23 protein-coding genes are annotated in these 22790 nt (G+C 64.2%); 19 read left to right on the plus strand and 4 right to left on the minus strand.

Going from position 1 to position 22790, the window contains the following annotated elements:
* The first annotated feature begins 25 nt into the window (after window positions 1–25).
* The 3 genes from OPV09_RS07795 (at window position 26) to OPV09_RS07805 (ending at window position 2789) form a co-directional block, all read left to right on the plus strand.
* A complete protein-coding gene (locus OPV09_RS07795) occupies window positions 26–1258 on the plus strand; it encodes a GAF domain-containing sensor histidine kinase (RefSeq protein WP_338681066.1) in 1233 nt (410 codons plus the stop codon).
* Window positions 1259–1290: 32 nt separating this feature from the next.
* Window positions 1291–1938: a response regulator gene (locus tag OPV09_RS07800; RefSeq protein ID WP_034759680.1), complete on the plus strand. Its 648-nt coding sequence runs from the start codon at window positions 1291–1293 to the stop codon at window positions 1936–1938.
* Window positions 1939–2093: 155 nt separating this feature from the next.
* Window positions 2094–2789, plus strand: coding sequence for a Crp/Fnr family transcriptional regulator (locus OPV09_RS07805; protein WP_070221800.1), 696 nt, complete (start codon window positions 2094–2096; stop codon window positions 2787–2789).
* 7 nt (window positions 2790–2796) lie between these two features.
* On the opposite strand, the gene OPV09_RS07810 is transcribed toward OPV09_RS07805, so the two are convergent.
* Complete coding sequence (locus OPV09_RS07810) at window positions 2797–3990, minus strand: MFS transporter (protein WP_072454402.1); 1194 nt, start codon at window positions 3988–3990, stop codon at window positions 2797–2799.
* An 87-nt stretch (window positions 3991–4077) separates the two neighbouring features.
* On the opposite strand from OPV09_RS07810, the gene OPV09_RS07815 reads away from it, so the two are divergent.
* Together OPV09_RS07815 and OPV09_RS07820 are read left to right on the plus strand one after the other, a co-directional pair.
* Window positions 4078–4545 (plus strand): helix-turn-helix domain-containing protein, encoded by a 468-nt coding sequence (locus OPV09_RS07815; protein ID WP_319992461.1) that lies wholly within the window; start codon window positions 4078–4080, stop codon window positions 4543–4545.
* On the plus strand, window positions 4542–5744 hold the full coding sequence (locus OPV09_RS07820; protein WP_338681072.1) for a D-amino acid dehydrogenase: 1203 nt from the start codon (window positions 4542–4544) through the stop codon (window positions 5742–5744). The genes OPV09_RS07815 and OPV09_RS07820 overlap by 4 nt, the downstream gene beginning before the upstream one ends.
* Here OPV09_RS07820 and OPV09_RS07825 read toward each other — a convergent pair.
* Together OPV09_RS07825 and OPV09_RS07830 are read right to left on the minus strand one after the other, a co-directional pair.
* The gene (locus tag OPV09_RS07825; RefSeq protein WP_338681074.1) at window positions 5741–6820 is read right to left on the minus strand and encodes a hypothetical protein; all 1080 of its coding nucleotides are present in this window, start codon (window positions 6818–6820) and stop codon (window positions 5741–5743) included. The two genes, OPV09_RS07820 and OPV09_RS07825, sit on opposite strands and share 4 nt — an antisense overlap.
* 67 nt (window positions 6821–6887) lie before the next feature.
* On the minus strand, window positions 6888–7922 hold the full coding sequence (locus OPV09_RS07830; RefSeq protein WP_338681076.1) for a MerR family transcriptional regulator: 1035 nt from the start codon (window positions 7920–7922) through the stop codon (window positions 6888–6890).
* Window positions 7923–8262: 340 nt separating this feature from the next.
* Between OPV09_RS07830 and OPV09_RS07835 the strand changes: the two genes are divergently transcribed.
* The 13 genes from OPV09_RS07835 (at window position 8263) to OPV09_RS07895 (ending at window position 20636) form a co-directional block, all read left to right on the plus strand.
* Window positions 8263–9273, plus strand: a complete 1011-nt coding sequence (locus tag OPV09_RS07835; RefSeq protein WP_070303697.1) for a zinc-binding alcohol dehydrogenase family protein — start codon at window positions 8263–8265, stop codon at window positions 9271–9273.
* A 1-nt stretch (window position 9274) separates the two neighbouring features.
* Complete coding sequence (locus OPV09_RS07840; protein ID WP_338681077.1) at window positions 9275–10411, plus strand: mannitol dehydrogenase family protein; 1137 nt, start codon at window positions 9275–9277, stop codon at window positions 10409–10411.
* Between the two features lie 114 nt (window positions 10412–10525).
* Window positions 10526–11443, plus strand: coding sequence for a GntR family transcriptional regulator (locus OPV09_RS07845; RefSeq protein ID WP_338681078.1), 918 nt, complete (start codon window positions 10526–10528; stop codon window positions 11441–11443).
* A 25-nt stretch (window positions 11444–11468) separates the two neighbouring features.
* Window positions 11469–11804 carry a UxaA family hydrolase gene (locus OPV09_RS07850; protein WP_070303651.1) on the plus strand — a complete coding sequence of 112 codons (336 nt, stop codon included), beginning with the start codon at window positions 11469–11471 and terminating at the stop codon, window positions 11802–11804.
* On the plus strand, window positions 11801–13024 hold the full coding sequence (locus tag OPV09_RS07855; RefSeq protein ID WP_338681081.1) for a UxaA family hydrolase: 1224 nt from the start codon (window positions 11801–11803) through the stop codon (window positions 13022–13024). Before OPV09_RS07850 ends, OPV09_RS07855 begins: the two co-directional genes overlap by 4 nt.
* An 11-nt stretch (window positions 13025–13035) precedes the next feature.
* The gene (locus OPV09_RS07860; RefSeq protein WP_338681083.1) at window positions 13036–14055 is read left to right on the plus strand and encodes an aldo/keto reductase; all 1020 of its coding nucleotides are present in this window, start codon (window positions 13036–13038) and stop codon (window positions 14053–14055) included.
* The gene (locus tag OPV09_RS07865; RefSeq protein WP_338681085.1) at window positions 14052–14882 is read left to right on the plus strand and encodes an amidohydrolase family protein; all 831 of its coding nucleotides are present in this window, start codon (window positions 14052–14054) and stop codon (window positions 14880–14882) included. Before OPV09_RS07860 ends, OPV09_RS07865 begins: the two co-directional genes overlap by 4 nt.
* 100 nt (window positions 14883–14982) lie before the next feature.
* On the plus strand, window positions 14983–15312 hold the full coding sequence (locus OPV09_RS07870; RefSeq protein ID WP_338681087.1) for an L-rhamnose mutarotase: 330 nt from the start codon (window positions 14983–14985) through the stop codon (window positions 15310–15312).
* Window positions 15313–15388: 76 nt separating this feature from the next.
* Window positions 15389–16144 (plus strand): SDR family oxidoreductase, encoded by a 756-nt coding sequence (locus tag OPV09_RS07875; protein WP_034759659.1) that lies wholly within the window; start codon window positions 15389–15391, stop codon window positions 16142–16144.
* A 21-nt stretch (window positions 16145–16165) separates the two neighbouring features.
* The gene (locus OPV09_RS07880) at window positions 16166–17032 is read left to right on the plus strand and encodes a fumarylacetoacetate hydrolase family protein (protein WP_338681090.1); all 867 of its coding nucleotides are present in this window, start codon (window positions 16166–16168) and stop codon (window positions 17030–17032) included.
* Window positions 17033–17113: 81 nt separating this feature from the next.
* Window positions 17114–18625 carry a sugar ABC transporter ATP-binding protein gene (locus OPV09_RS07885; protein ID WP_338681092.1) on the plus strand — a complete coding sequence of 504 codons (1512 nt, stop codon included), beginning with the start codon at window positions 17114–17116 and terminating at the stop codon, window positions 18623–18625.
* A gap of 20 nt (window positions 18626–18645) precedes the next feature.
* Entirely contained in the window at window positions 18646–19620 is a 975-nt protein-coding gene (locus tag OPV09_RS07890; RefSeq protein ID WP_034759656.1) for an ABC transporter permease, read from the plus strand.
* Between the two features lie 80 nt (window positions 19621–19700).
* A complete protein-coding gene (locus tag OPV09_RS07895) occupies window positions 19701–20636 on the plus strand; it encodes an ABC transporter substrate-binding protein (RefSeq protein ID WP_034760291.1) in 936 nt (311 codons plus the stop codon).
* A 15-nt stretch (window positions 20637–20651) separates the two neighbouring features.
* On the opposite strand, the gene OPV09_RS07900 is transcribed toward OPV09_RS07895, so the two are convergent.
* The gene (locus tag OPV09_RS07900; protein WP_338681094.1) at window positions 20652–21551 is read right to left on the minus strand and encodes a LysR substrate-binding domain-containing protein; all 900 of its coding nucleotides are present in this window, start codon (window positions 21549–21551) and stop codon (window positions 20652–20654) included.
* A gap of 98 nt (window positions 21552–21649) precedes the next feature.
* Between OPV09_RS07900 and OPV09_RS07905 the strand changes: the two genes are divergently transcribed.
* A complete protein-coding gene (locus tag OPV09_RS07905) occupies window positions 21650–22717 on the plus strand; it encodes an SDR family oxidoreductase (protein ID WP_338681095.1) in 1068 nt (355 codons plus the stop codon).
* The last annotated feature ends 73 nt before the right edge of the window (window positions 22718–22790 follow it).

A 22790-nucleotide genomic window follows, 5' to 3' on the forward strand; every position in this document is an offset into this window, starting at 1 on the left:
ACCACTTTTCAGATTCGAGTTCTTCATGCATGCGCCGCGCAGTCAACCTTCCCGCAAACAACTTCCAGCCTCGCGCTGGCGCCAGCGCCGCCTGGCGCAAGCCGCATCGGGCCTGAGCGCCGCGCAGGAACGCCAGCTGGCCACCCTGCACGAGATTTCCACCTTGCTGGCGGGACAGCACGCCATCGATGCGCTGTGCCGTGGCTTTTTACGTCACGTAATGGAGTTCGCGCAGGCCGAGGGCGGCACCGTGCGCATCCTCGATCCGCAGCAGGACACCGTGCACATCATCGTGCACGAGGGCATTTCCGAGGCCATGGTGGAAGAGGAGCACTGCATCCGCAACAACGATTGCCTGTGCGGCGCGGCCGTGGCGCAGGGCGTGATCCAGATCCGCGATTTCCGCCAGGTCGAAGCCTTGCAGCGCTACCGTTGCCAGGAAGAAGGTTTCATTGCCATCGCCGTCTTTCCCATCCTTGCACGCGAGCAGGTGGTCGGCAGCTTTTCGCTGCACTTTGCGCAGCCGCAATCCGTGCAGGCGCAGCAGCAGGGCTGGCTGGAAACCCTGGGCCAGAGCCTGGGCATCGCCATTGAAAACCAGCGCCTGATCGCGCGCGAAAAGGAATTTGCCGTGGCGCGCGAACGCAGCCTGCTGGCCGAAGGCTTGCATGACAGCATCGCGCAAAGCCTGAACTTCATCAGCCTGCAAGTGCAGATGCTCGACGATTCCGTGCGCCGGGGCCAGCTCGACGAAGCGGCCGAAGTGCTGCCGCTGATGCGCATGGGCGTCGAGCAAAGCTACCAGGACGTGCGCGAATTGCTGGTCAATTTCCGCACGCGCTGGCATGGCAGCGACCTCGAAAGCAAGCTGTCGGAAGTGCTGGCCAAGTTCGAGCTGCAGACGGGCGTGATCGGCACCTTGGAGATGAGCGGCAATGGCGCGCCGCTGGCGCCCGAGCAGCAGTTGCAGATCCTGTTCATCGTGCAGGAAGCGCTGTCGAATATCCGCAAGCACGCGCAAGCGAGCAACGTGGCGCTGCGCGTGGACAACGGGCGCGATTTTGCGCTGCAGGTGCGCGACGATGGCGAAGGCTTCGCCGCCAACCTGCGCGACAAGAAAACGGAATTGCAGATCGGCTTGCGTATCATGCAGGAAAGAGCCGAGCGGCTCGGTGCGCAATTTGCCATCGACAGCACGCCCGGCGGCGGCACGACGATCTCGCTGGCCTTGCCGGCAGCCCGGCGCCAGGCCGCGTAACAAATGAATCATCTTTATCAGGCAACAAACACGTGAACGCACCAATCAAAATCCTGCTGGTCGATGACCACACCTTGCTGCGCAGCGGCGTCAAGCTGCTGCTGCAGCGCAATCCTCAATTCCAGGTGGTGGGCGAGGCTTCGAACGGGCTGGACGGCGTGCGCCTGGCGGCCGAACTGCAGCCCGACGTGGTGCTGATGGACTTGAACATGCCCGGGGTGACTGGCGTCGAGGCGCTGCAGCTGATCTTGCAGGACCTGCCGCAAATGGTGGTGCTGATGCTGACCGTGTCGGAAAACGCAGCCGACCTCGGCGCGGCCCTGCGCGCGGGCGCGCGCGGCTACTTGCTGAAAAATATCGAAGCCGAGCAGCTGGGCCAGGCCATTTGCCGCGCCGCCGCCGGCGAATCCGTGATCGCCGACGCCATGACGGCCAAGCTCGTGTCGCAGTTCCGCGCGGGGCAGAATGCGCCCCAGGAAGACTATGACAAATTGACGCCGCGCGAACGCGAAGCCATGGCCTGCCTGGCACAAGGACTGAGCAACAAGGAAATCGCGCGCCAGCTCGACGTGGCTGAAAGCACGGTGAAAATCCACGTGCAAAACATCCTCAAAAAGCTTAAGCTCAGCAGCCGCGTGCAGATCGCCGTCTACGCCGTCGAGCGCGAGTTAAGCAAATAGAGATCAAACAAAGCGCAAATAGTGGGCAAGGAATCCGCGATTGTTTGATCTGCATGGCGTTCCGGCCTAGACAACCCTAGTTCCTTTGACGTATGGCCTTGACCGTGCCTGCGCATTACACTCTTAGTCATTCGCTAATCTAATAAGAGAGTGTCATGCATAAGGTCAACGTCGATGGCTTGCTGTCGAGCCAGGCTCTGTTCCGCCATATTTCCCCTTCGCAATTAGAACAATTGCGCCAGGATGTCGTGCGTGTCGAAGTGGAAAAAGGCAAAGTGCTGTTCCGCAAGGGCGAAGTGGCGGAAGGCGCCTACGTGGTGGTCTTCGGCCTCGTCAAGCTGAGCGTGTTTTCCATGGAAGGGACCGACAAGGTTCTGGAACTGATCCGTCCAGGCCAGAGCTTCGGCGAAGCCATGATTTTCCTCGATGAACCGTACCCGTTCTGCGCCGAAGCGCTCGAGCACTGCCTGCTGCTGCGCATCCCGCCGCACGCGCTGCTGCGCCTGCTGGACCAGTCGCCCCGCATCGCGCGCCAGATGATGAACAGCCTGTCGCACCACCTGATGGGTTTCATCCGCAACGTGGAGCGCTGCTCCGTGCAGAACGCCACCCAGCGCGTGGTCGAGTATTTGCTGCAGGCCTCGGACCAGCAGCGTTCGAACGAAGTCAAGCTGGACCTGAAGAAGAGTTTATTGGCATCGTTCCTGAACCTGGCGCCCGCCACCCTGTCGCGCGTGCTGCACCAGCTGACGGACTTGCACCTGATTAAAGTCAGCGGTTCGCTGATCCAGATCCAGCCCGATGCCTTGAAAACCTACCGCCATGGTTCCGCCGCGGCCATGCTGAATTAAGCGTTGATCACTCAGCTTTTTCAGCAGGCAAGGTCAGCCGCCAGAACAGCAGGGCGAGCAAGCTGACCGCCGCGCCCAGCGCGCATACCCCATGCCAGCCCGCCAGCGCATACACGCTGGTGGCGGCAATCGCACCGAGTCCGCTTCCCACCGCATAAAACAGCATGTAGCACGCCACCAGGCGGCTGTGCGCGTCGCTGTCCTGCTTGAAAATCAGGCTCTGGTTCGTCACGTGGATGGCCTGGCCCGCCAGGTCCAGCGCGATGATGCCGACGATTAACGGCCACAGGGCCGCACCGGCAAAGCCCAGCGGCAGCCACGCGGCCAGCAACAGCAGCAGGGCGGCGCCCGTCGTCCATTGCGCGCGGCCCTTGTCCGCCATTGCGCCCGCGCGCGCCGCGCCCAGCGCACCGATCACGCCGACCAGGCCAAACGCGCCGATGGCCGCATGGCTATAGCCTTGCGCCGTCAGGGGCAGCACCAGGGCGCTCCAGAAAATATTGAAGACGGCAAACATCAGCAGGGCCAGCATGCCGCGCACGCGCAACACCTTGTTGTGCAGCAGCATGTCCAGCATCGAGGCGAGCAGGGCGCCATACGCGAGCTTCTGACCTTGCGACTTGGCCGGCGGCAGCATGCGCCACAGCAGCAGCAACAGGGCGCAAGCGATGGCGGCGGAAACAAAATACACGGCGCGCCAGTCGGCCACATCGGCCACGACACCGGACAGGGTGCGCGCCAGCAGCAAGCCGATCACCACGCCGCCCTGCGCCATGCCGACGACTCTTCCCCGTTCATGGCTGGCCGCCGCGCTGGCCGCGTAGGCGATCAAACCCTGCGTCATGGCCGTGCCCAGCAAGCCCACCATCAGCATGCCGCCCAGCAAGGCTGCCGTGGACCGGGCGCAGCCCAGCGCCACCAGGGTGATGGCCAGCATGCCCAGCTGGAAAAGGGTCAGCCGGCGCCGGTTCAGCATGTCGCCCAAGGGCACGAGCAGCAGCAGGGCCAGCGCGCAACCGATCTGCGTGGCCGTGATGACCATGCCGCTGGCCGCCTCCGTCATGCCGAATTCGTGCGCCAGCGTGGCGAGCAAGGGCTGGGCGTAATACACATTGGCCACGCTGAGGCCGGCCGCCGTGGCAAACAGCCAGACGAGGGTGGGAGGAAGTGTTGTCGTGATGGGGGAGTTCGTATCGCGCATGGCCTTGTATGTGGTTTCAAATTAAAACCAGTTGGAGTCTACGCCGAGAAGTTTTAAAATGCAACCACTCAATCCTGGAGAATGCCCGTGGCCAAGCGCAAGAGCCTGAAAACCGACCCCTGTCCCGTGGCGCGCGCGCTCGACGTGATCGGCGAGCGCTGGTCGCTGCTGATCGTGCGTGACGCCTTCGACGGCATGCGCCGCTTTGGAGAGTTCCAGAAAAGCCTGGGCGTGGCGAAGAACATCCTGGCCGACCGCCTGCACACCCTGGTGGAAGAGGGCATCTTTACGGTCGCGCCCGCCTCGGACGGCACGGCCTACCAGGAATACGTGCTGACGCAAAAGGGGCTGGCGCTGTTTCCCGTCGTCGTCGGTTTGCGCCAGTGGAGCGAGGCGCAATTGTTTGAAGCAGGCGAGGCGCATTCAACCTTGCTGCAACGTGATACGCACGCGCCCGTGCGCAGGATGGACGTGCTGGCGCCGGACGGCCGCGTGTTGCAGGCGGGCGACACGGTCGTGCACAAGGTGGAGCAGAAAATGGAACCTGAGGCATGAAGCGCGTGGCCGTGCTGGGCGCAGGGATCACGGGCGTGACGACGGCGTATGCGCTGGCCAGGCGGGGCGTAGACGTGACCCTGATCGAACGCCACCGTTACGCTGCCATGGAAACGTCGTATGCGAACGGCGGGCAATTGTCGGCCTCGCACGCGGAAGTGTGGAACCACAAGGCAACGATACTGAATGCCCTGAAATGGATGGCGCGGCGCGATGCGCCCTTGCTGCTGCATCCCTGGCCCAGCTGGCACAAGCTGAGCTGGTTTGCGGAGTTTCTCGCCGCCATGCCGGCCTACGAGCGCAACACCATCGCCACGGCCCGCATGGCGATCGCCGCGCGCGAACATCTGTTTGCGTGGGCGCAAGCAGAGAAGATTGATTTCGATCACCGCCGCGCCGGCATCCTGCACGTCTACCGTGACAAGGCCGGCTTCGAGCGGGCGGCCGGCGTATCACGCCTGCTGGCGCAGGGCGGCTTGCAGCGGCGCGCCGTCACGCCGCAGGAAATGTGCGTCATCGAACCGGCCTTGCAGGGTGACTTCTACGGCGGCTACTACACGGACAGCGACTCCACGGGTGACATCCACAAGTTCACGAGCGGCCTGGCCGACGCCTGCGTGCGCCTGGGCGTGGTCTGCCGCTATGGCGAGGAAGTCACGGCGCTGGCGCGCGAGCACGGCGGGGTGCGCGTCAGCATAGGCGAGGACAGCACCTTGTTCGATGCCGTCGTCATCTGTGCGGGCACGGCCAGCCGTGCCATGGCGGCCAGCCTGGGTGACCATGTGAACGTGTATCCCGTGAAAGGCTATTCGATTACCGTGCAATTGGATGACGCCGCCAGCCGCGCGGCCGCGCCGTCCGTCAGCCTGCTCGACGACGCGACCAAGCTGGTCAGCAGTCGCCTCGGCGAAGACCGGCTCAGGGTGGCGGGCACGGCGGAATTCAACGGCGTCAACCACGACATCCGCGCCGACCGCATCCGCCCGCTGCTGCAGTGGGTGGAGCAGTGTTTTCCCGGCATCAATACCCGCAAGGTCGTGCCCTGGGCCGGCTTGCGTCCCATGCTGCCCGACATGCTGCCGAAAGTGGGGCCGGGCAAGGCGCCGGGCGTGTACTACAACACGGGCCACGGTCACCTGGGCTGGACCCTGGCGGCCGCCACGGCGGAGATGGTAGCCGCGATGATTGGTGCTGGCTAGTTCTTCGGCAGCAAGTCGCTGAGCGCGGCGCGGCCCTTGACGGTGAGGAAGGGGCCGACCTTGCTGTAGGGCAGTAAAAAGTCGTTTTCGCAGCCGCTGCCGTTCGGGTCTTGCCAGAACGATACGCCTTCCGGTTTCAATGACAGGTGGAAGCGGCCGCGGCCGTCATAATCCGTGCCCTTGCATTCGGCATCGATCTTCACGTCCTTGAACAGGGCCTGGCGCAGGCGGTCCGGCAATTCGGCCTTGTCGTCGCCATCGCTGGCGCTGGCGCCAAACCAGTTCCACACGTCCGTTTCCTGGCCCGTTTTCACGTCCCAGGTGCGGAACTTGATGGAGATGCCGCTGGCGCCATAGCCCGCCGCCCAGCGGTAGAACTTCACCGTTACCCAGCGCGGCGACCAATAGGTGGGATCTGCATACACTTCGTCTTCCGTCGTGAAACCGTTGCGGCCCAGGTATTCGCGGCGCGTGGCATAGAAATCTTCCAGGTCCTTCTTGTTCTTCGCCAGTATGGCGCGCAGCTGCGCATTGATTTTCGCCACGCCGTCGCCAGGCGCCATCAGTTCCACGGTGATGGTGTCGCCCACTTGCAGGTTGCGGTATTGCTTGCCTTCGAAGGTGACGGGTTTGCTCACCTTGGTGCCGGGAAAATCTTCCAGCGCCAGGTTGTAGGCATCGCTGGCGCAGGACGGGTGTTCGCGGTCGCCCGCCGCTTCCAGCAGGGTCAAGGCCAGGGGCAGGGTCTTGCCGCTTTTCGGGTCCGTCCAGGTGCCGGTGAGTTTTCCGCCTTGCGGCGCGTTCAGCGACCACGTGCCAGTCGTATTGCCCTTGGCATCGAGTTCCTGCCACAGCGTCTTGCCGTTCGGTTTGGCCAGCATGATCGGCGTCTTGTAGCGCGTGTAGTAATAGCTGCCGCTGCGGTCCGCGCCTTGCGTGGTGCTGGGCTGGTTGAAGCAGGCGACGATATTGGCCTTGCCCACGGTGCCCTGCCACACCCCTTGCACGGGCGGCTCGGCGGCCATGGCGGCATTCAGGGCGGGCAGGGTCAGGCAAGCAAACAGAAAGCGGCGCATCGGTTAATCCTCTCGTGGGCGAAGGCCGATTCTACATGGCCGCGCCCACGAGATGCCACACCTGAACCTATGCGCCGGGGCGCTCCTGCGCCACGACAGCCATCGCCGCGCCCAGGTATTGCAACATGGCCGCGTCGACGAAGCTGCCTTCCATCAAGCGCGGTTCCTGCTGGTGCGCCTGGCGGAACTTCAGCTGCGTGGCCGGGTCCGTGCCCGCGTAGGAGCGGAACAGTTCCAGCCACTGGCGAGCCAGCTGCAGCACGGCCGGATCGGTGGGCGGCGTGCGGGCATCGATGGCGGCGCGCACGGCGGCGATCAGGGCTGGCCACTCGCCCGAACGCTTGCCGTAGTTGGCCAGCAGATGCGCGTATTCGTGCTCGTCGAGGAAGGGTTTGTACAGCGCCATGCGCGAGGCATTGAAGGCGGCGAGGATGAACTGCATCAGGTCCGCGTCGATGCTGGTCGTCGCCTGCATCGATGGCTCCTGCGCATGCATGTTGTTCAGGCGCGCGAACAGGCCCGGGTGGGCACCCGTGTCGCGCACCAGTTTGACCATCCATTCCGTGGCCAGCGCCTGCGCTGGCGCATCGCCGGGACCTGCGCCCGCGTCCTTGACGGCGCGCACCTTCATTACCAGTGCTTTCCATTCCTGTTCCACGGCCGCATCGGACAGCAGCGGCAGTTGTTGCAGTTCTTCGTGACTAAAGTATTTGTCGTACATGGTCATCAACTCCATAGTGGTGAGCCACTCGGCCAGTTCCGGCGCCTGCCCCTGCGTCAGTTGCGTTTGCAGGGTGCGCAGGCGTTCACGCAAGGTGGAAGCCTGTGCGATCTGGCGCTCCAGCATGGCGATTTGCCGCGCCACGATGGAGGAGAGCGGCAGCTCCGGGCCGGCGAGGGCGTTGGCGATATCGGCCAGCGACATCCCGAACTTGCGCAGCGCCATGATCCGGTGCAGCCGGTCCATGTCGCCGTGCTGGTACAGGCGGTAGCCAGCTTGCGTGCGCGCCGAAGGCGAGAGCAGGCCGATGCTGTCGTAGTGGTGCAGGGTGCGGATGGTCAGGCCCGTGAGCCTGGCCAGTTCACCGATTTTCAACAGCATCGTCTTCTCCTTGTCTTCAGTGCGTGCCAATCACGATGGCGCCTGACGTAACGTCAGGGTCAAGCAGGAATGTAGCAGAGGCCTCGAAAAAACCCGTAAAAGAATCCGTTGACCTTCATTTTTTTGTACGGTATATTTATAAAACCGAACGACAGCTACAGCAAAACAAACAGGTTCGGGCCAGGCGGCATGACGGAGTAATCGTTGTGCGGCGCAGCAAGGCGCGCCATTGGCAGGGCTGGAAAGACAATCCGCACAGACGGATTTTTTTCACAGTTGGTTTGTACGTTAAATATAATATGCCACCGGCAAGATCCGGGCGGCGAGAGAGACGACCATGATGAAAAGTATCGTTTGCGATACCCCCGGCAGTTTGCGCATGGAACAGCGCCCCGTGCCCGTGCCCGGCGAGGGTGAAGTGCTGCTGCGCATACGCCGCGTCGGCATCTGCGGCACCGACATGCATATCTTCCGCGGTACCCAGCCTTTCCTCAGCTATCCGCGCGTGATGGGCCATGAATTGTCCGGCCATATCGACAGCGTGCCAGCCGGCTCGCGCCTGGCCGTGGGCGACCAGGTCTACGTGATGCCCTACCTGTCATGCGGTACTTGCGTGGCCTGCCGCCAGGGCAAGACCAACTGCTGCACCCGCATCGAAGTGCTGGGCGTGCACCGCGACGGCGGCATGACCGAATACCTGGCGCTGCCCGAGCGCTTCGTCTTCAAGACGGAAGGCATCTCGCTCGACGACGCGGCCATGATCGAATTTCTCGCCATCGGCGCGCACGCCGTCAAGCGCGGCGCGGTCGATGCCGGCAAGCGCGTGCTGGTGGTGGGCGCCGGCCCGATCGGCATGGCCGTGATGCTGTTCGCGTCCTTGAAAGGCGCCGACGTCACGGTGCTCGACGGCCGCGCCGACCGTTTGCAGTTCTGCCGCGACGCGCTCGGTATCACCCGCACGGTGCAGCTGGGCGACGGCGACAAGGAGCAGCTGTCCGATGCCACCGGTGGCGAATTCTTCGACGTGGTGTTTGACGCCACCGGCAATATCGCCGCCATGGAGCGGGGCCTGGACTTTGTCGCCCATGGCGGCTCCTATGTGCTGGTATCCATCGTGCGCGACCGCCTGTCCTTTTCCGACCCGGAATTCCACAAGCGTGAAACGACCCTGCTGGGCAGCCGCAACGCCACCGTCGACGATTTCGAGGAAGTAGTGGCGGCCATGAAGGCGGGCAAAGTCCCCACCGCGCTGCTCAATACCCACCGCACCACGCTCGATGAATTTACGGGCGTGCTCGATCGCTGGATGCAGCCCGAGGCCGGTGTCATCAAGGCCATCGTCGAGGTCTGAGATGAGCGATCTCAACCCCATACTGCAATTTGGCACCAGCCGCTTCCTGCAGGCGCACGCCGACCTGTTCGTCAGCGAAGCGGCCAAGGCAGGCGAGGCGCTGGGCCATATCACCATCGTGCAAACGACCGGCAGCGCGCAGGGCGCGGCGCGGGTGGTGGCGTTTCGCCAGGCCGGCGGCTACCCGGTACGCATCCGTGGCTGGCAGGACGGCGCGCAAGTCGATGAAGAGCGCCGCGCCGACGCCGTCACGCAGGCGTGGCAGGCGGGCAGCGACTGGCGGCAGGTGCGCGATGCAGCCGTGGCCGCACGCGTGATCATCTCGAATACGGGCGATACGGGCTACCAGCTCGATGAAGGCGACCACGCCGGCATGCTCGATGGCGCGACCGTTCCCGCCAGCTTTCCCGCCAAGCTGCTGGTGCTGCTGCACCACCGCTTCCTGGCCGGCGCCACGCCCATCTCGATTTTTCCGTGCGAACTGGTGGCCGACAACGGTCATGTACTGCGCCAGGTGATCGTGACATTGGCGCGGCAGTGGCGCTGCGATGCCGCGTTCATCGGGTATCTGCAAACGGGCTGCCTGTGGATCAATTCCCTCGTCGACCGCATCGTTTCCGAACCGATTGAACCGATAGGCGCGGTGGCCGAACCGTATGCGCTGTGGGCCATCGAGGCGCAGGAAGGCATGCTGCTGCCGTGCCGCCACCCGCAGCTGGTGGTGACGGACAGCCTGCGCGAGTATGAGCAGCGCAAGCTGTTCCTGCTCAACCTCGGTCACACGTATCTGGCGCAGCTGTGGATGGAACGGGGCAGCCCGGCCGGCATGACGGTGCGCGAGGCGATGGACGATGGCGCCATGCGCGCCGCGCTGGAAGCCCTGTGGCACGAGGAAGTGCTGCCCGTGTTTGCCGCCATGGGCGCGCGGCACGGCGACGCGGCGCTGGCGTATGTGGCGCAGGTCAGGGAACGCTTCGGCAATCCCTTCCTCGCGCACCGCCTGGCCGACATCGCCCAGCACCACGCCGGCAAGATCGAGCGGCGCATGGCGCCCGTGGCGGCGCTGGCGCGGCAGCTGTGTCCCGCCCTGGCGCAGCCTCGCCTGCGCGCCATGCTGGCGCCGGGAGCGCAGCCATGAAGGCCCCCGTCACCGCAGTTGTTTCTTTTTTAGCATGCCGATCCAATCCGATATCGACTAAAATGGCCCACTCATCCACTTTCCCTTTCGCTGGCATAGCGCGTTCATTCATCCATGTCCAAACCCGCCACCGTCTTCAAGCGCAGTACCAATCTGCTGTTGCAATTTCTCGCCGAGAATGTCGCAGTGGGCGAGATGCTGCCGACGGAGCAGTTCCTGACCACGATCTGCCAGGGCAGCCGCACGGCCATCCGCAGCGCGATCGCGTATCTGTCGACGCGGCGCCTGATCGCCAGTCCTGCGGACCGGCGCCTGCTGCGCAAACCCATACCGGGCGACTACTTCGATATCTCCGAATTGCAGTCGGGGGCCGAGCGCATCCAGCAAGTGCTGATGGAACGCGTGTACCAGCGCGACATGCCGCCCGGCGCGGAATTCTCGGAAGCGGAGCTGGCGCGCGAGGCGGGTGCCAGTACCGTCAGCGTGCGCGAATTCCTGATCGGTTTCTCGCGCTTCGGCCTGATCGAAAAGAAACCGCGCGGCGGCTGGCGCCTGTGCGCGTTCGACCGCTCGTTCGCCACCGAACTGGCGGACATGCGGCGCATGTTCGAGATGGCGGCCGTGGAGCAGTTTGCGCACCTGCCGCATGGCGATCCGGCGTATGCGGAACTGGCGCGGCTGATCAAGCAGCACGAGAAGCTGGCGGCCAGGATCGACACGCGCCACAACGCGTTTCCGGCGCTGGACCGCGAGTTCCACACCTTCCTGATCGGCCTGTTGAACAACCGCTTCGCGCAGGGCTTCTACGATATCGTCTCGTTCGTGTTTCACTATCACTACCAGTGGGACAAGGGCGAGGAAAAGGGCCGCAACAAATACGCGGTGCAGGAGCACCTGGCGATCCTGCACGCGCTGGCGGAGCACGACATACCGAAGGCGCTCGAGTGCATGCGTTCGCACCTCGATTCCTCGCGCAGCACCATGCTGTCGTCGATCGGCACGCGGGAAAAACTGGGCCAGCCGGCCGCCTAGCCGTCTTTGCCGGGGAGGGTGCGCCATGAGCCTCGCTTCCCAGCCTAGCAGCCTGCTGCTGATGTCGCCCGAGGATAACTGCCTGATCGCCAGGACAGCCTTGGCCTGCGGCGACGTCGTCGCCATCGACGGCGTGCCCGTCACCCTGGCGCAAAACATCCACATCGGCCACAAGGTGGCGCGCCGCGCGCTGGCCGTGGGCGACAAGGTGCTGCGTTACGGCGCCCTGATCGGCAGCATCACGGCCCCCGTCGCCATCGGCGAGCATATCCACACGCACAATCTGGCAAGCGATTACATCCCCACGTTTACCCTGGGCCAGGACGGCCATCATTTCCTGGACAAGGACGACCAAGCATGAACGCTCCCGTAACGACACCCGCCCTGTCGGGCTACCTGCGCGCCGATGGCCGCAAGGGCATCCGTAATATCGTGGTCGTGGCCTATATGGTCGAATGCGCGCACCATGTGGCGCGCCTGATGGTCAATGCCTTTCCCGGCCAGCCCGTGCACCTGATCGGCTTTACGGGCTGCTTCCCCAATGAATACGCGGACCAGGTGATGCGCCGTTTGCTGACGCACCCGAACGTGGGCGCCGTGCTGCTGGTCTCCCTGGGCTGCGAAGGCTTCAACAAGTACGGCCTCTCCAGCGCCGTGGCCGACAGCGACCGCCCCGTGCACACGATCACGATCCAGGAAAACAGCGGCACCCGTCCCAGCGTGAGCAGCGGCGTCGAGTGGATCAGCTGGGCGCTGGAACACCTGGCGCGGCAGGAGCGTGTGCCGATGGGGATCGATGAACTGGTCGTCGCCACCATCTGCGGCGGCTCCGACAGCACCAGCGGCATCAGCGCCAACCCGGCCGTCGGCGTCGCGTTCGACACCCTGATCGCGGCCGGCAGCCCCTGCATCTTCGAAGAGACGGGCGAACTGGTGGGCTGCGAATACCACATGCAGCGGCGCGCCGTCAGTCCGGACCTGGGCAATGCCATCGTCGAAACCGTGGCCAAGGCCGCCCGCTACTACACCATCATGGGCCATGGCAGTTTCTCGCCGGGGAACGCCGATGGCGGCCTGACCACGCAGGAAGAAAAGTCGCTGGGCGCCTACGCCAAGAGCGGTTCCTCGCCCATCGTCGGCATTTTGAAGCCGGGCGACCAGCCGGCCGGAGGTGGCCTGTACCTGCTCGACGTGGTGCCGGACGGCGAGCCGCGCTTCGGTTTCCCGAATGTGTCGGACAACGCGGAAATCGTCGAACTCATTTCCTGCGGCGCCCACATCACCTTGTTTACCACGGGCCGCGGTTCCGTCGTCGGTTCGGCGATCTCGCCCGTCATCAAGGTGTGCGCCAATCCGCAAACCTTCGAGCGCCTGGCCGACGACATGGATATCAATGCCGGCAAGATCCTCACGGGCGAAGCCACCCTGGAAGAAGTGGGCGCGGAGATCGTCGCCGCCGTCCTGAACGTGGCCAACGGAGAACTGAGCCGCTCGGAAGACCTGGGCCATCAGGAATTCGTGCTGACCTATAAACAATTCGACGCGGTGGGGCCAGGCTGCTTCCCATTGCGCGCCGCTTGAGGACCGGATTCATGGATGTCACACAATTGCATACTTTGCCGCGCGGGGGCCTGTCGCTGCCCTGCATCGGCATGGGCTGCGCGCCGATAGGCGGCTTGTACCAGCCCGTCAGCGACGCGCAGGCGCGCGTCACCTTGGATGGCGCCTGGGATGCCGGCGTGCGCTTCTTCGACACGGCGCCGTTCTATGGCTATACCCAGTCCGAGCGCCGTCTCGGTGCGGCGCTGCGCGAGCGGCCCCGCCATAAATTTGTGATCAGCACCAAGGTGGGACGGCTGATGCGGCCCGACGCTTCCGTGCGTCCCGGCGACGACGGCTTTGCCGCGCCGCTGCCGTTCCGCCCCCATTACGACTATACGTATGACGGCGTGCTGCGTTCGCACGAGGACAGCCTGCAAAGATTGGGGCTGGACCGCATCGACATTCTGTTCGTGCACGATATCGGCAAGGCCACGCATGGCGAACACGATCAGCACTACTGGCGCCAACTGACGGCCGGTGGCGGTTTTCGCGCCCTCGATGAACTGCGCGCCAGCGGCCAGGTGAAAGCCGTGGGCCTGGGCGTGAACGAATGCGAGATCGTGCTGCGCGCGATGGCGGAATTCGACCTCGATTGCACCTTGCTGGCCGGCCGCTATACCCTGCTGGAACAAGCTTCGCTGTCGCCGTTGCTGGACCTGTGCGTGGAACGCGGCAACGCCATCGTGATCGGCGGCCCGTTCAACTCGGGCGTGCTGGCCGGGAACGGCAAGTTCAACTACGCCGATGCGCCGGCCGCGATACTCAAGCGCGTGGCGCGCCTGGACGCCGTCTGCCGTGAATTCGGTGTGCCGCTGCAGGCTGCGGCACTGCAGTTTCCGCTTGCCCATCCGGCCGTCGCTTCCTGCATCCCGGGCGGCCAGGACCTGGCGCAGCTGCGGCAAAACCTGGACTGGTTCGCCACGCCGCTGCCCGACGCCCTGTGGCTGGCGCTGCGGGACGCGGACTTGATCGATGCGCGCGCGCCGCTGCCTGCGGGAGTGGCCGCATGATGCGCATCGACGCCCACCAGCACTTCTGGCAGCTGGCCGCGCGTGCCGGCAGCTGGCCGCCGCCATCGCTGGCCGCCATCCACCGCGATTTTGCGCCGGCCGACCTGGCGCCGCTGCTGGCCGCGCACGGCATCGCCGGCACGGTGCTGGTGCAGTCGCTGCCGACGGCTGCCGATACCGATTACTTGCTGGCGCTGGCGGCAAAGACCAGCTTCATTCGCGCCGTCGTGGGCTGGACCGATTTGCTGGCACCTGACGCGCCGGCCAATATCGCCCACCTGGCGTCGCAACCGAAGCTCAAAGGCTTGCGCCCCATGCTGCAGGATATCGATGACGATGCCTGGATTGCCAATCCCGCGCTGGCGCCGGCCCTGGCCGCCATGGTGGAACACGGCTTGCGGCTGGACGCGCTGGTGCTGCCGCGCCACTTGCCCGCGCTGCTGCATTGCGCCCGCGCTTATCCGCAGCTGGCCATCGTGATCGACCATGCGGCCAAGCCGCCGATCGCCGATGCCGGCTTCGGCACCTGGCGTGAAGACATGGCGCTGCTGGCCGCGCTGCCGAACGTGCACTGCAAACTGTCCGGGCTGGTGACGGAAGCGCGGCCCGGCTGGAATGTGGACGACCTGCGCCCCTATGCCGCACATGTGCTGGACGTGTTCGGCTCCCGGCGCGTGATCTGGGGCAGCGATTGGCCCGTGGTGGATCTGGCCGGCGGCTATGCGGCGTGGCTGGCCGCCAGCGAGGCGCTGCTGGCGCACCAGGGACAAGAGGACAGGAACGATATTTTCGGACGCAATGCGTGCCGGTTTTATGGTTTTGAATGAGGTGGCTGGCGTGTCGGCTTACGCCGTTCCGGCTAAGCCGACCTACGGTCATCGTCAACGGTATTGGTAGGTTGGCGTAAGCCAGCAAAAAGGAGTCGCAATGCAAAGAATGGGCATGGTCATCGGCATCGCGCCGGAGCGCATCGCTGAATACAAAACCCTGCACGCCGCAGTCTGGCCGCAGGTGCTGGCCAGACTGGCTGCCGCGCATGTCGGCAATTATTCGATCTTCCTGCGCGAGCCGGAAAACCTGCTGTTCGCTTACTGGGAATACCACGGCGAGGATTTTGAGGCCGACATGGCGGCCATTGCCGCCGACCCGGAAACGCAACGCTGGTGGACCTTTTGCGCCCCGTGCCAGGAGCCGCTGGCTTCGCGTGCCGAGGGCGAGCACTGGGCGATGATGGAGCAGGTATTCCACGTCAGTTAGCAAAAATCCGGGGTCAGACCCGCCGGGTCTGACCCCAGCCGTTAAGGTGTTGGGTTAAAAAATAAAAGGAGACAACATGACCGCCAGACTACAAGGCAAAATCGCCCTGCTCACCGCCGCCGGCCAGGGCATCGGCCGCGCCACGGCCGAAGCGTTCGTGCGCGAAGGCGCCACCGTGATCGCCACCGATATCAACCAGGCCCAGCTCGACGCGTTGAAGGAAGCGACGGGCTGCGCCATCCGCCGGCTCGACGTGACCGATGGCGCGGCGATCACCGCGCTGGCCGACGAGATCGGCCCCGTCGATATCCTGTTCAACTGCGCCGGCTTCGTCGACGGCGGCACCATCCTCGACTGCGACGATGCGGCGTGGGACCGTTCCTTCGACATCAACGCGCGCTCCATGTACCGGCTGATGCGCGCCGTGCTGCCCGGCATGCTGGCCAGGGGCGCCGGCTCCATCGTCAATATGTCGTCCGTGGCGTCGAGCGTGAAGGGCGCGCCGAACCGCTTTATCTACGGTACCTCGAAGGCGGCCGTGGTGGGTATGACCAAGTCGGTAGCGGCGGACTTCGTCACGCGCGGCATCCGCTGCAATGCGATCTGTCCCGGCACCATCGAGTCGCCGTCGCTGAAGGAACGCATTGCCGCACAGGCGGCAGCGACGGGCGTGAGCATCGATGAAGTGCAGGCGGCGTTTGTCGCCCGCCAGCCGATGGGCAGAGTGGGCAGGGCAGAGGAAATCGCCGCGCTGGCCGTCTACCTGGCTTCCGACGAATCCGCTTTTACCACCGGTATGACTCATGTCATCGATGGTGGTTGGTCCAATTAATTACAACGACGAGAGACACACATGAAACTGATGCGATATGGCGCCAAGGGCGCTGAAAAACCTGCACTGATCGATGCCGACGGCGTCGTGCGCGATTTGTCCGGCGTGCTGTCCGATATCACGGGCGCGACTCTGGGCAAGGATGGCCTGGCGACTTTGGCCGCCCTCGATATCGCCAGCCTGCCGGTAGTGGCGAATCCTGGCCGCATCGCGCCGCCGTGGAAGGGCGTGGGCAAGTTTTTGTGCGTGGGGCTGAACTATGCCGACCATGCGGCCGAATCGGGCATGGCCGTGCCGGCTGAACCGGTGCTGTTCATGAAAGCCACCAGCGCCATCATCGGCGCCAACGATGCCGTGGTGATGCCGCAGGACTCGAAGAAAAGCGACTGGGAAGTGGAGTTGGGCGTGGTGATCGGCACCACCGCGCGCTATGTGAGCGAAGCCGATGCGCTGTCGCACGTGGCCGGCTACTGCGTGGTCAACGATTTGTCCGAACGCGAGTACCAGCTCGAACGCGGCGGCCAGTGGGACAAGGGCAAGGGCTGCGATACCTTCGGCCCGATCGGTCCCTGGCTGGTCACAAGCGACGAAGTGGCGGACCCGCAAAACCTGGGCCTGTGGCTGGAAGTGAACGGCAAGCGCGTCCAGGACGGCAATACCAGAACGATGGTCTTCGGCGTGGCCAATCTGGTCAGCTACATCAGCCGCTTCATGACCTTGTACCCGGGCGACATCATCAGCACCGGCACGCCGCCGGGCGTGGGCATGGGGCAGAAACCGTCGGCCGTGTATCTGAAGCCGGGCGACACCATGCGCCTGGGGATCAGCGGCCTCGGCGAACAGCGACAGACCGTGCATGCGTGGAATCCGGAACTGATCGACAGTTAAACGAGTAGCAGACCGGCGTGCCGCCAAGATGCTCAGACATCGGCGCGCCGGCCTATGGCAGTGGAGTGGAGGAGACACACCATGAATCAATCCGAAGAGATACTGGCCCTGAACAAGGTCAGCAAGCGCTTTCCCGGCGTGCTGGCGCTGGACAACGTCAGTTTCAGCCTGCGCAAGGGCGAAGCCCACGCGCTGTGCGGCGAAAACGGCGCCGGCAAGTCCACCCTGATGAAGGTGATGAGCGGCGTGTACCAGGCCGACGAGGGAGAACTGGTCTACAAGGGCAAGGTGTGCAGTTTTTCCTGCAGCGTGGATGCGGAGGCGGCCGGCATCGCCATCATCCACCAGGAACTGAACCTGATCCCGCACCTGAGCGTGGCCGAGAATATTTTTCTCGCGCGTGAACCGGTGCGCGGCATCTTCATCGACCGCAAGAAGATGCGTGCCGATGCACAGGCGCTGCTGGACCGGTTGAAGCTGCGCATCGACCCGCGCCAGCTGGTGAAAAACCTGTCCTGTGCGCAGCAGCAGATGGTGGAAATCGCCAAGGCGCTGTCGCTCAATACGGAAGTGCTGATCATGGACGAACCCACGTCGTCGCTGACGGAAAGCGAGACGGGCCAGCTGTTCGACATCATCAACGAACTCAAGCGCAACGGCGTGAGCGTGGTCTACATCTCGCACCGGCTCGAAGAGATGCAGCACATCATCGACAGGGTGACGGTGCTGCGCGACGGCAAATTCGTCTGCACCGACGATTTTGCCACCACCACCCTGGACGCCATCGTGGCGAAGATGGTGGGCCGCACCCTCGATGAAAAATTTCCCGACCGCGTCTCGACGCCGACGGCTGAAGTGCTGCTGCGCGTGACCGATTTGCACCGCAAGGATGTCTTCGGTCCGCTGAGTTTTGACTTGCGGCGCGGCGAGATTCTCGGCTTTTCCGGCCTGATGGGAGCAGGGCGCACGGAAGTGGCGCGCGCCATCTTCGGCGCCGATCCGCTCACCAGCGGCGCCATCCACCTGGGTGACGTGGCGGTCACTATCGACAGTCCCATCGACGCCATCGGCCACGGCATCGCCTACCTGTCGGAAGACCGCAAGAGCCATGGCCTGGCGATCCGCATGTCGGTGGCGGCCAACCTGACCTTGACGAATGTGTCGGGGCTGGCGAACCGCTTCGGCTTCATCGACTTTGCGAAAGAAGAGGCGGTGGCCAAGCAGTACATCGCGGCGCTGGGCATCAAGACGCCGACGTCGAAACAGATCGCGCGCAATCTGTCGGGCGGCAACCAGCAAAAGATCGTCATCAGCAAATGGCTGTACCGCGAATCGAAAATCATCTTCTTCGACGAACCCACGCGCGGCATCGACGTGGGCGCCAAGTTCGCCATCTACCAGCTGCTCGACAAGCTGGCGTCGGAAGGCATCGGCGTGGTGCTGATCACGTCCGAGCTGCCCGAGATCATGGGCATGACGGACCGGGTGGCCGTGTTCCATGAAGGACGCATCAGCGGCATCGTCAATACGCGCGAGTCGTCGCAGGAAGAGATCATGCAGCTCGCATCGGGCCGCCAGGCAGCAATGCATTAACATCAGAAAGCCACAAGAAAATGAACAAAGAACTGATCCAAAAATTCGCCGCGCTGGGCAGCCTGTCGCTGTTGCTGCTCGTGTTTTCGCTGACCAGCAACGCCTTTTTCTCCGTCAGCAATGGCATGAGCGTGGCCTTGCAAGTGACGTCGATCGCCTACCTGGGCATTGCCGCCACCTGCGTCATCATCACGGGCGGCATCGACTTGAGTTCCGGCTCCGTGCTGGCGCTGGCCGGCGTGGCCGCCGCGCTGCTGGTCAAGAGCGGCGTGCCCGTACCGGTCGCCATGCTGGGCGGTGTCGTGGTGGGCGCCATGTGCGGCGCCGTCAACGGCTTTTGCATCACGCAACTGAAGCTGCCTCCTTTTATCGCCACCCTGGGCATGATGCTGATCGCACGCGGCCTGGCGCTGCAGGTGACGGGTGCGCGCGCCATTTCCGGCCTGGGCGAGTCGTTCGGCGAACTCGGTAACGGCGTGCTGTGGCGCATCGAGCGCGACACGGGCGGCACCTTTCCCGAAGTCGTCTTTCCCGGCATTCCGTATCCGGTGGTGCTGATGGTGGTGATCGCCGTGGCCGTCTCCATCATGCTCAGCCGCACCACCTTTGGCCGGCATATCTATGCCGTCGGCTCGAATGCGGAAGCGGCGCGCCTGTCGGGCGTGAAGGTGGGCCGCGTGACCCTGCTCGTGTACACCCTGTCCGGCGCCTTGTCGGGCCTGACGGGGTGCGTGCTGATGTCGCGCCTGGTGACGGCGCAGCCGAACGAGGGCGTGATGTACGAACTCGATGCGATCGCCAGCGCCGTGATCGGTGGCGCCTCGCTAATCGGCGGCATCGGCACCATTTCCGGCACCGTCATCGGTTCCTTCGTCATCGGCATCCTGCGCAACGGCTTGAACATGAACGGGGTATCGAGCTTTATCCAGCAAATCATTATCGGACTGGTCATCTTGCTGACCGTCTGGATCGATCAGAAGCGCAACCGCGCCTGAAGCAGCAAGCAGCACACATGAAGTCAATCCACCAAATCTATAATTATTAAATGAGGACGACAATGAAAACCATCAAAGCCATGTCGCTGGGTCTGTTGACCGCAGCATTTGCCCTGAGCTCCAGCGCCGCCTTCGCCGCCCCGGGCGAGATCGCCGTGATCGTCAAGACAACCAATTCCAACTACTGGCAGAACGTCAAGAAGGGCGCCACGGCCAGCGCGGCAGACGCCAAGGGCTACAGCCTGACCTTCCAGGGACCGGCCTCGGAATCGGCGATCGCCGACCAGGTCAGCATGGTGGAAAACGCCGTCACGCGCAAGGTGGCCGGCATCGTGCTAGCCGCGTCGGATCCGGACGCGCTGGTGCCGGCCCTGAAGAAGGCGTGGGAAGCGAAGATTCCCGTCGTGCTGATCGATTCGCTGGTGGCCGACAGCGGCAAGCGCTATTACCAGTCCTTCCTGTCGACCGACAATGAAGCGGCCGGCGAGCAAAGCGCCAAGGCTCTTATTTCGCAGGTCGGCAAGACGGGCAAGATCGCCGTGATGTCGTACGTGGCGGGCGCCGGTTCCGAGACGGGCAGGGTGGGCGGCTTCAAGCGCTATATCGAAAAGAATTCGCAGCTGCAGATCGTCGGCACGTATTACTCGCAGTCGCAGATGGCCACGGCGCTGAACCAGACGACCGACGTGCTGGCCTCGAATCCGGACTTGAAGGGCATCTTCGGCGCCAATGAGCCGACGGCCGTGGGCATGGGCCGCGCCATCGCGCAGGCGGGCAAGGCCGGCAAGGTGATCGCCGTGGGCTTCGACGGCAATGAAGACCTGAAAAACTTCGTCAAGGACGGCACCCTGTATGCGACCGCCGTGCAGGGTTCGTACTCGATGGGCGCGCTGGGCGTGAAAACCCTCGTCAGCCTGATCGAAGGCAAGAAGGTCGCACCGTTCGTCAACACGGGCGTGGTGATTGTCACCAAGGCCAATGTCGACCTGCCGGAAGCGAAGAACGTTTTGTATTGAGTTCCATATTGCGTATCAGCTGATCGTCAGGCGCTGCTTCAATTCATTGAGCAGCGTGCCGGTCTTGGTGGTCAGCTGGCGCGCCAGCGGCCACGCGAGGGACAGCGGCAAGCCTGGCGTGGCGCAGGCCGGCAGTACTTCGACGATGGCGCCGCTGGCCAGGTGCTCGTGCACGAGCCAGGTCGCCTGCTGCGCGATGCCCAGGCCCGCCAGCACGGCGGCCGTTTGCGCCTCGGCGTCCCCCACCGTCAGGCGCGGACTGACCGTCCGCCGTTCCACCCCGTCCTCGCCGGCAAACAGCCACGGCGCCGCCGTGCCGTCGCCGCGGCCGTAGGCGATGCAATCGTGGCCATCGAGATCCGCAATGGCGAGCGGCGTGCCGCGCCGCGCCAGATAGGCGGGCGCCGCGCAAAAGATCAGGCGCTCTTCGCCCAAGGGCATCTGCCCCAGCGTTGGCGGCCAGCTGCCCGGCGCGCCGATGCGCACGGCGATATCGATGCGCTCTTCGAACAGGTCGGCAAAGCGGTCGCTGAAGCTGATGGACGGCTGCAGCTGCGGATATTTTTCGCACAGATCAATCAGCGCTGGCATCACGCGCATGCGGCCATATGACGCGGGCACGCCGATGCGCACCTTGCCCGCCAGTTCCCCATCCTGCTCGGCCAGCACGTTTTCCGCCTCGACCAGTTCCTGCAGCACGCGCTTGCAGGTGGCGTAATAGGCATGCCCCGCGCTGCTCAACTGCAAACGCCGCGTGCTGCGCTCGAACAGGATCACGCCCAGGCGGGCTTCCAGGCGTGCCACGCTCTTGCTCACGGCCGAGCTGCTCAGGTGTAGCCGTACGGCCGCCCTGGTGAAACTGCCGGCATCGGCGGTGGCAAGAAAAGGCGCGATGCCTTTCAAATGTTCGGACATGATTGCAGAATATTTTTCACGAATAAGGTGAAATACTATCGCGGATAAGAATTTCTGTCCGCTATATCATGGCTTTTTACACAGGCATGGGAGTACGCATGAACAAGCACGCATTGATTATCGGCGCCAGCGGCGTTATCGGCAGCAATCTGGCCACGCACTTGCTGGCGCAGGGCTGGCAGGTGACGGGCGTCTCGCGTGGCCGCACGCCGGTTCCCGCCGGTTGCGCATTCCTGCCGCTCGATGCCACGGATGGCGCGGCGGTCAGCGCCGCCCTGGCGGGCCTGGACGCCAGCCACGTCTTTTTCACGGCCTGGGCGCGCCAGGCCAACGAGCAGGAAAACATCCGCGTCAATGGCGCCATGGTGGCCAATGTGCTGGCCGCGCTGGGGCCCACCGGCCACTTGCGCCATGCGGCGCTGGTCACTGGCCTCAAGCACTACCTGGGACCGTTCGACGCCTATGGCAAGGGCAGCGTGCCCGTCACGCCGTTCCGCGAAGAGCAGGGCCGGCAAGCGGTCGAGAATTTTTACTATGAGCAGGAAGACCGGCTGTTCGACGCGGCCGCGCGGTATGGTTTTACGTGGAGCGTGCACCGCCCGCACACCATCATCGGCTACGCGCTGGGCAATGCCATGAACATGGGCCTGACCCTGGCCGTGTATGCGAATCTGTGCAAGGCCGGCGGCCAGCCCTTCGTCTTTCCCGGTTCGCCCGCGCAATGGCACGGCTTGTCCGACATGACGGACGCGGGGCAGATCGCACGCCACCTGGCGTGGGCGGCCGACAGTCCCGCCGCGCGCAACGAAGACTTCAATATCGTCAATGGCGACGTGTTCCGCTGGAAGTGGCTGTGGCCGCGCCTGGCCGCTTATTTCGGCGTCGAGGCGGCCGATCTGCCCGAGGCGATGGCGCCGCTGGCCGACCGCATGCAGGACGCCCCCAAGCAGTGGCGCGCCATCGCCGAGCAGCACGGCCTGGTGGAGGCTGATGTCAGCCGCCTCGCCTCCTGGTGGCATACGGATGCCGACCTGGGGCGGCCGATGGAAGTGATGACGGACATGGGCAAGAGCCGCAAGGCGGGGTTCCTCGATTACCAGGATACGCAGGATGCCTTCTTCAATCTGTTCGACAAGCTGAAGGCGGAGCGCGTCATTCCCCGCTGACCTAGTTGTGGCCAACCATGTTGTCGGCTTACGCCGTTCCGGCTAAGCCGACCTACCGGGCCGTTGTGGTAGT

The organism is Janthinobacterium sp. TB1-E2 (assembly GCF_036885605.1).
In the GTDB taxonomy this organism is placed as follows: domain Bacteria; phylum Pseudomonadota; class Gammaproteobacteria; order Burkholderiales; family Burkholderiaceae_D; genus Janthinobacterium; species Janthinobacterium aestuarii.

Bases quoted from the DNA above. Each gene is read 5' to 3' on its own strand.
- OPV09_RS07905 (WP_338681095.1), top strand. From the start codon at position 21,650: ATGAACAAGCACGCATTGATTATCGGCGCCAGCGGCGTTATCGGCAGC.
- OPV09_RS07810 (WP_072454402.1), bottom strand. From the start codon at position 3,990: ATGCGCGATACGAACTCCCCCATCACGACAACACTTCCTCCCACCCTC.
- OPV09_RS07845 (WP_338681078.1), top strand. From the start codon at position 10,526: ATGTCCAAACCCGCCACCGTCTTCAAGCGCAGTACCAATCTGCTGTTG.
- OPV09_RS07900 (WP_338681094.1), bottom strand. From the start codon at position 21,551: ATGTCCGAACATTTGAAAGGCATCGCGCCTTTTCTTGCCACCGCCGAT.
- OPV09_RS07820 (WP_338681072.1), top strand. From the start codon at position 4,542: ATGAAGCGCGTGGCCGTGCTGGGCGCAGGGATCACGGGCGTGACGACG.
- OPV09_RS07850 (WP_070303651.1), top strand. From the start codon at position 11,469: ATGAGCCTCGCTTCCCAGCCTAGCAGCCTGCTGCTGATGTCGCCCGAG.
- OPV09_RS07885 (WP_338681092.1), top strand. From the start codon at position 17,114: ATGAATCAATCCGAAGAGATACTGGCCCTGAACAAGGTCAGCAAGCGC.
- OPV09_RS07855 (WP_338681081.1), top strand. From the start codon at position 11,801: ATGAACGCTCCCGTAACGACACCCGCCCTGTCGGGCTACCTGCGCGCC.
- OPV09_RS07825 (WP_338681074.1), bottom strand. From the start codon at position 6,820: ATGCGCCGCTTTCTGTTTGCTTGCCTGACCCTGCCCGCCCTGAATGCC.
- OPV09_RS07875 (WP_034759659.1), top strand. From the start codon at position 15,389: ATGACCGCCAGACTACAAGGCAAAATCGCCCTGCTCACCGCCGCCGGC.
- OPV09_RS07865 (WP_338681085.1), top strand. From the start codon at position 14,052: ATGATGCGCATCGACGCCCACCAGCACTTCTGGCAGCTGGCCGCGCGT.
- OPV09_RS07805 (WP_070221800.1), top strand. From the start codon at position 2,094: ATGCATAAGGTCAACGTCGATGGCTTGCTGTCGAGCCAGGCTCTGTTC.
- OPV09_RS07880 (WP_338681090.1), top strand. From the start codon at position 16,166: ATGAAACTGATGCGATATGGCGCCAAGGGCGCTGAAAAACCTGCACTG.
- OPV09_RS07830 (WP_338681076.1), bottom strand. From the start codon at position 7,922: ATGCTGTTGAAAATCGGTGAACTGGCCAGGCTCACGGGCCTGACCATC.
- OPV09_RS07860 (WP_338681083.1), top strand. From the start codon at position 13,036: ATGGATGTCACACAATTGCATACTTTGCCGCGCGGGGGCCTGTCGCTG.
- OPV09_RS07895 (WP_034760291.1), top strand. From the start codon at position 19,701: ATGTCGCTGGGTCTGTTGACCGCAGCATTTGCCCTGAGCTCCAGCGCC.
- OPV09_RS07890 (WP_034759656.1), top strand. From the start codon at position 18,646: ATGAACAAAGAACTGATCCAAAAATTCGCCGCGCTGGGCAGCCTGTCG.
- OPV09_RS07795 (WP_338681066.1), top strand. From the start codon at position 26: ATGCATGCGCCGCGCAGTCAACCTTCCCGCAAACAACTTCCAGCCTCG.
- OPV09_RS07870 (WP_338681087.1), top strand. From the start codon at position 14,983: ATGCAAAGAATGGGCATGGTCATCGGCATCGCGCCGGAGCGCATCGCT.
- OPV09_RS07840 (WP_338681077.1), top strand. From the start codon at position 9,275: ATGAGCGATCTCAACCCCATACTGCAATTTGGCACCAGCCGCTTCCTG.
- OPV09_RS07835 (WP_070303697.1), top strand. From the start codon at position 8,263: ATGAAAAGTATCGTTTGCGATACCCCCGGCAGTTTGCGCATGGAACAG.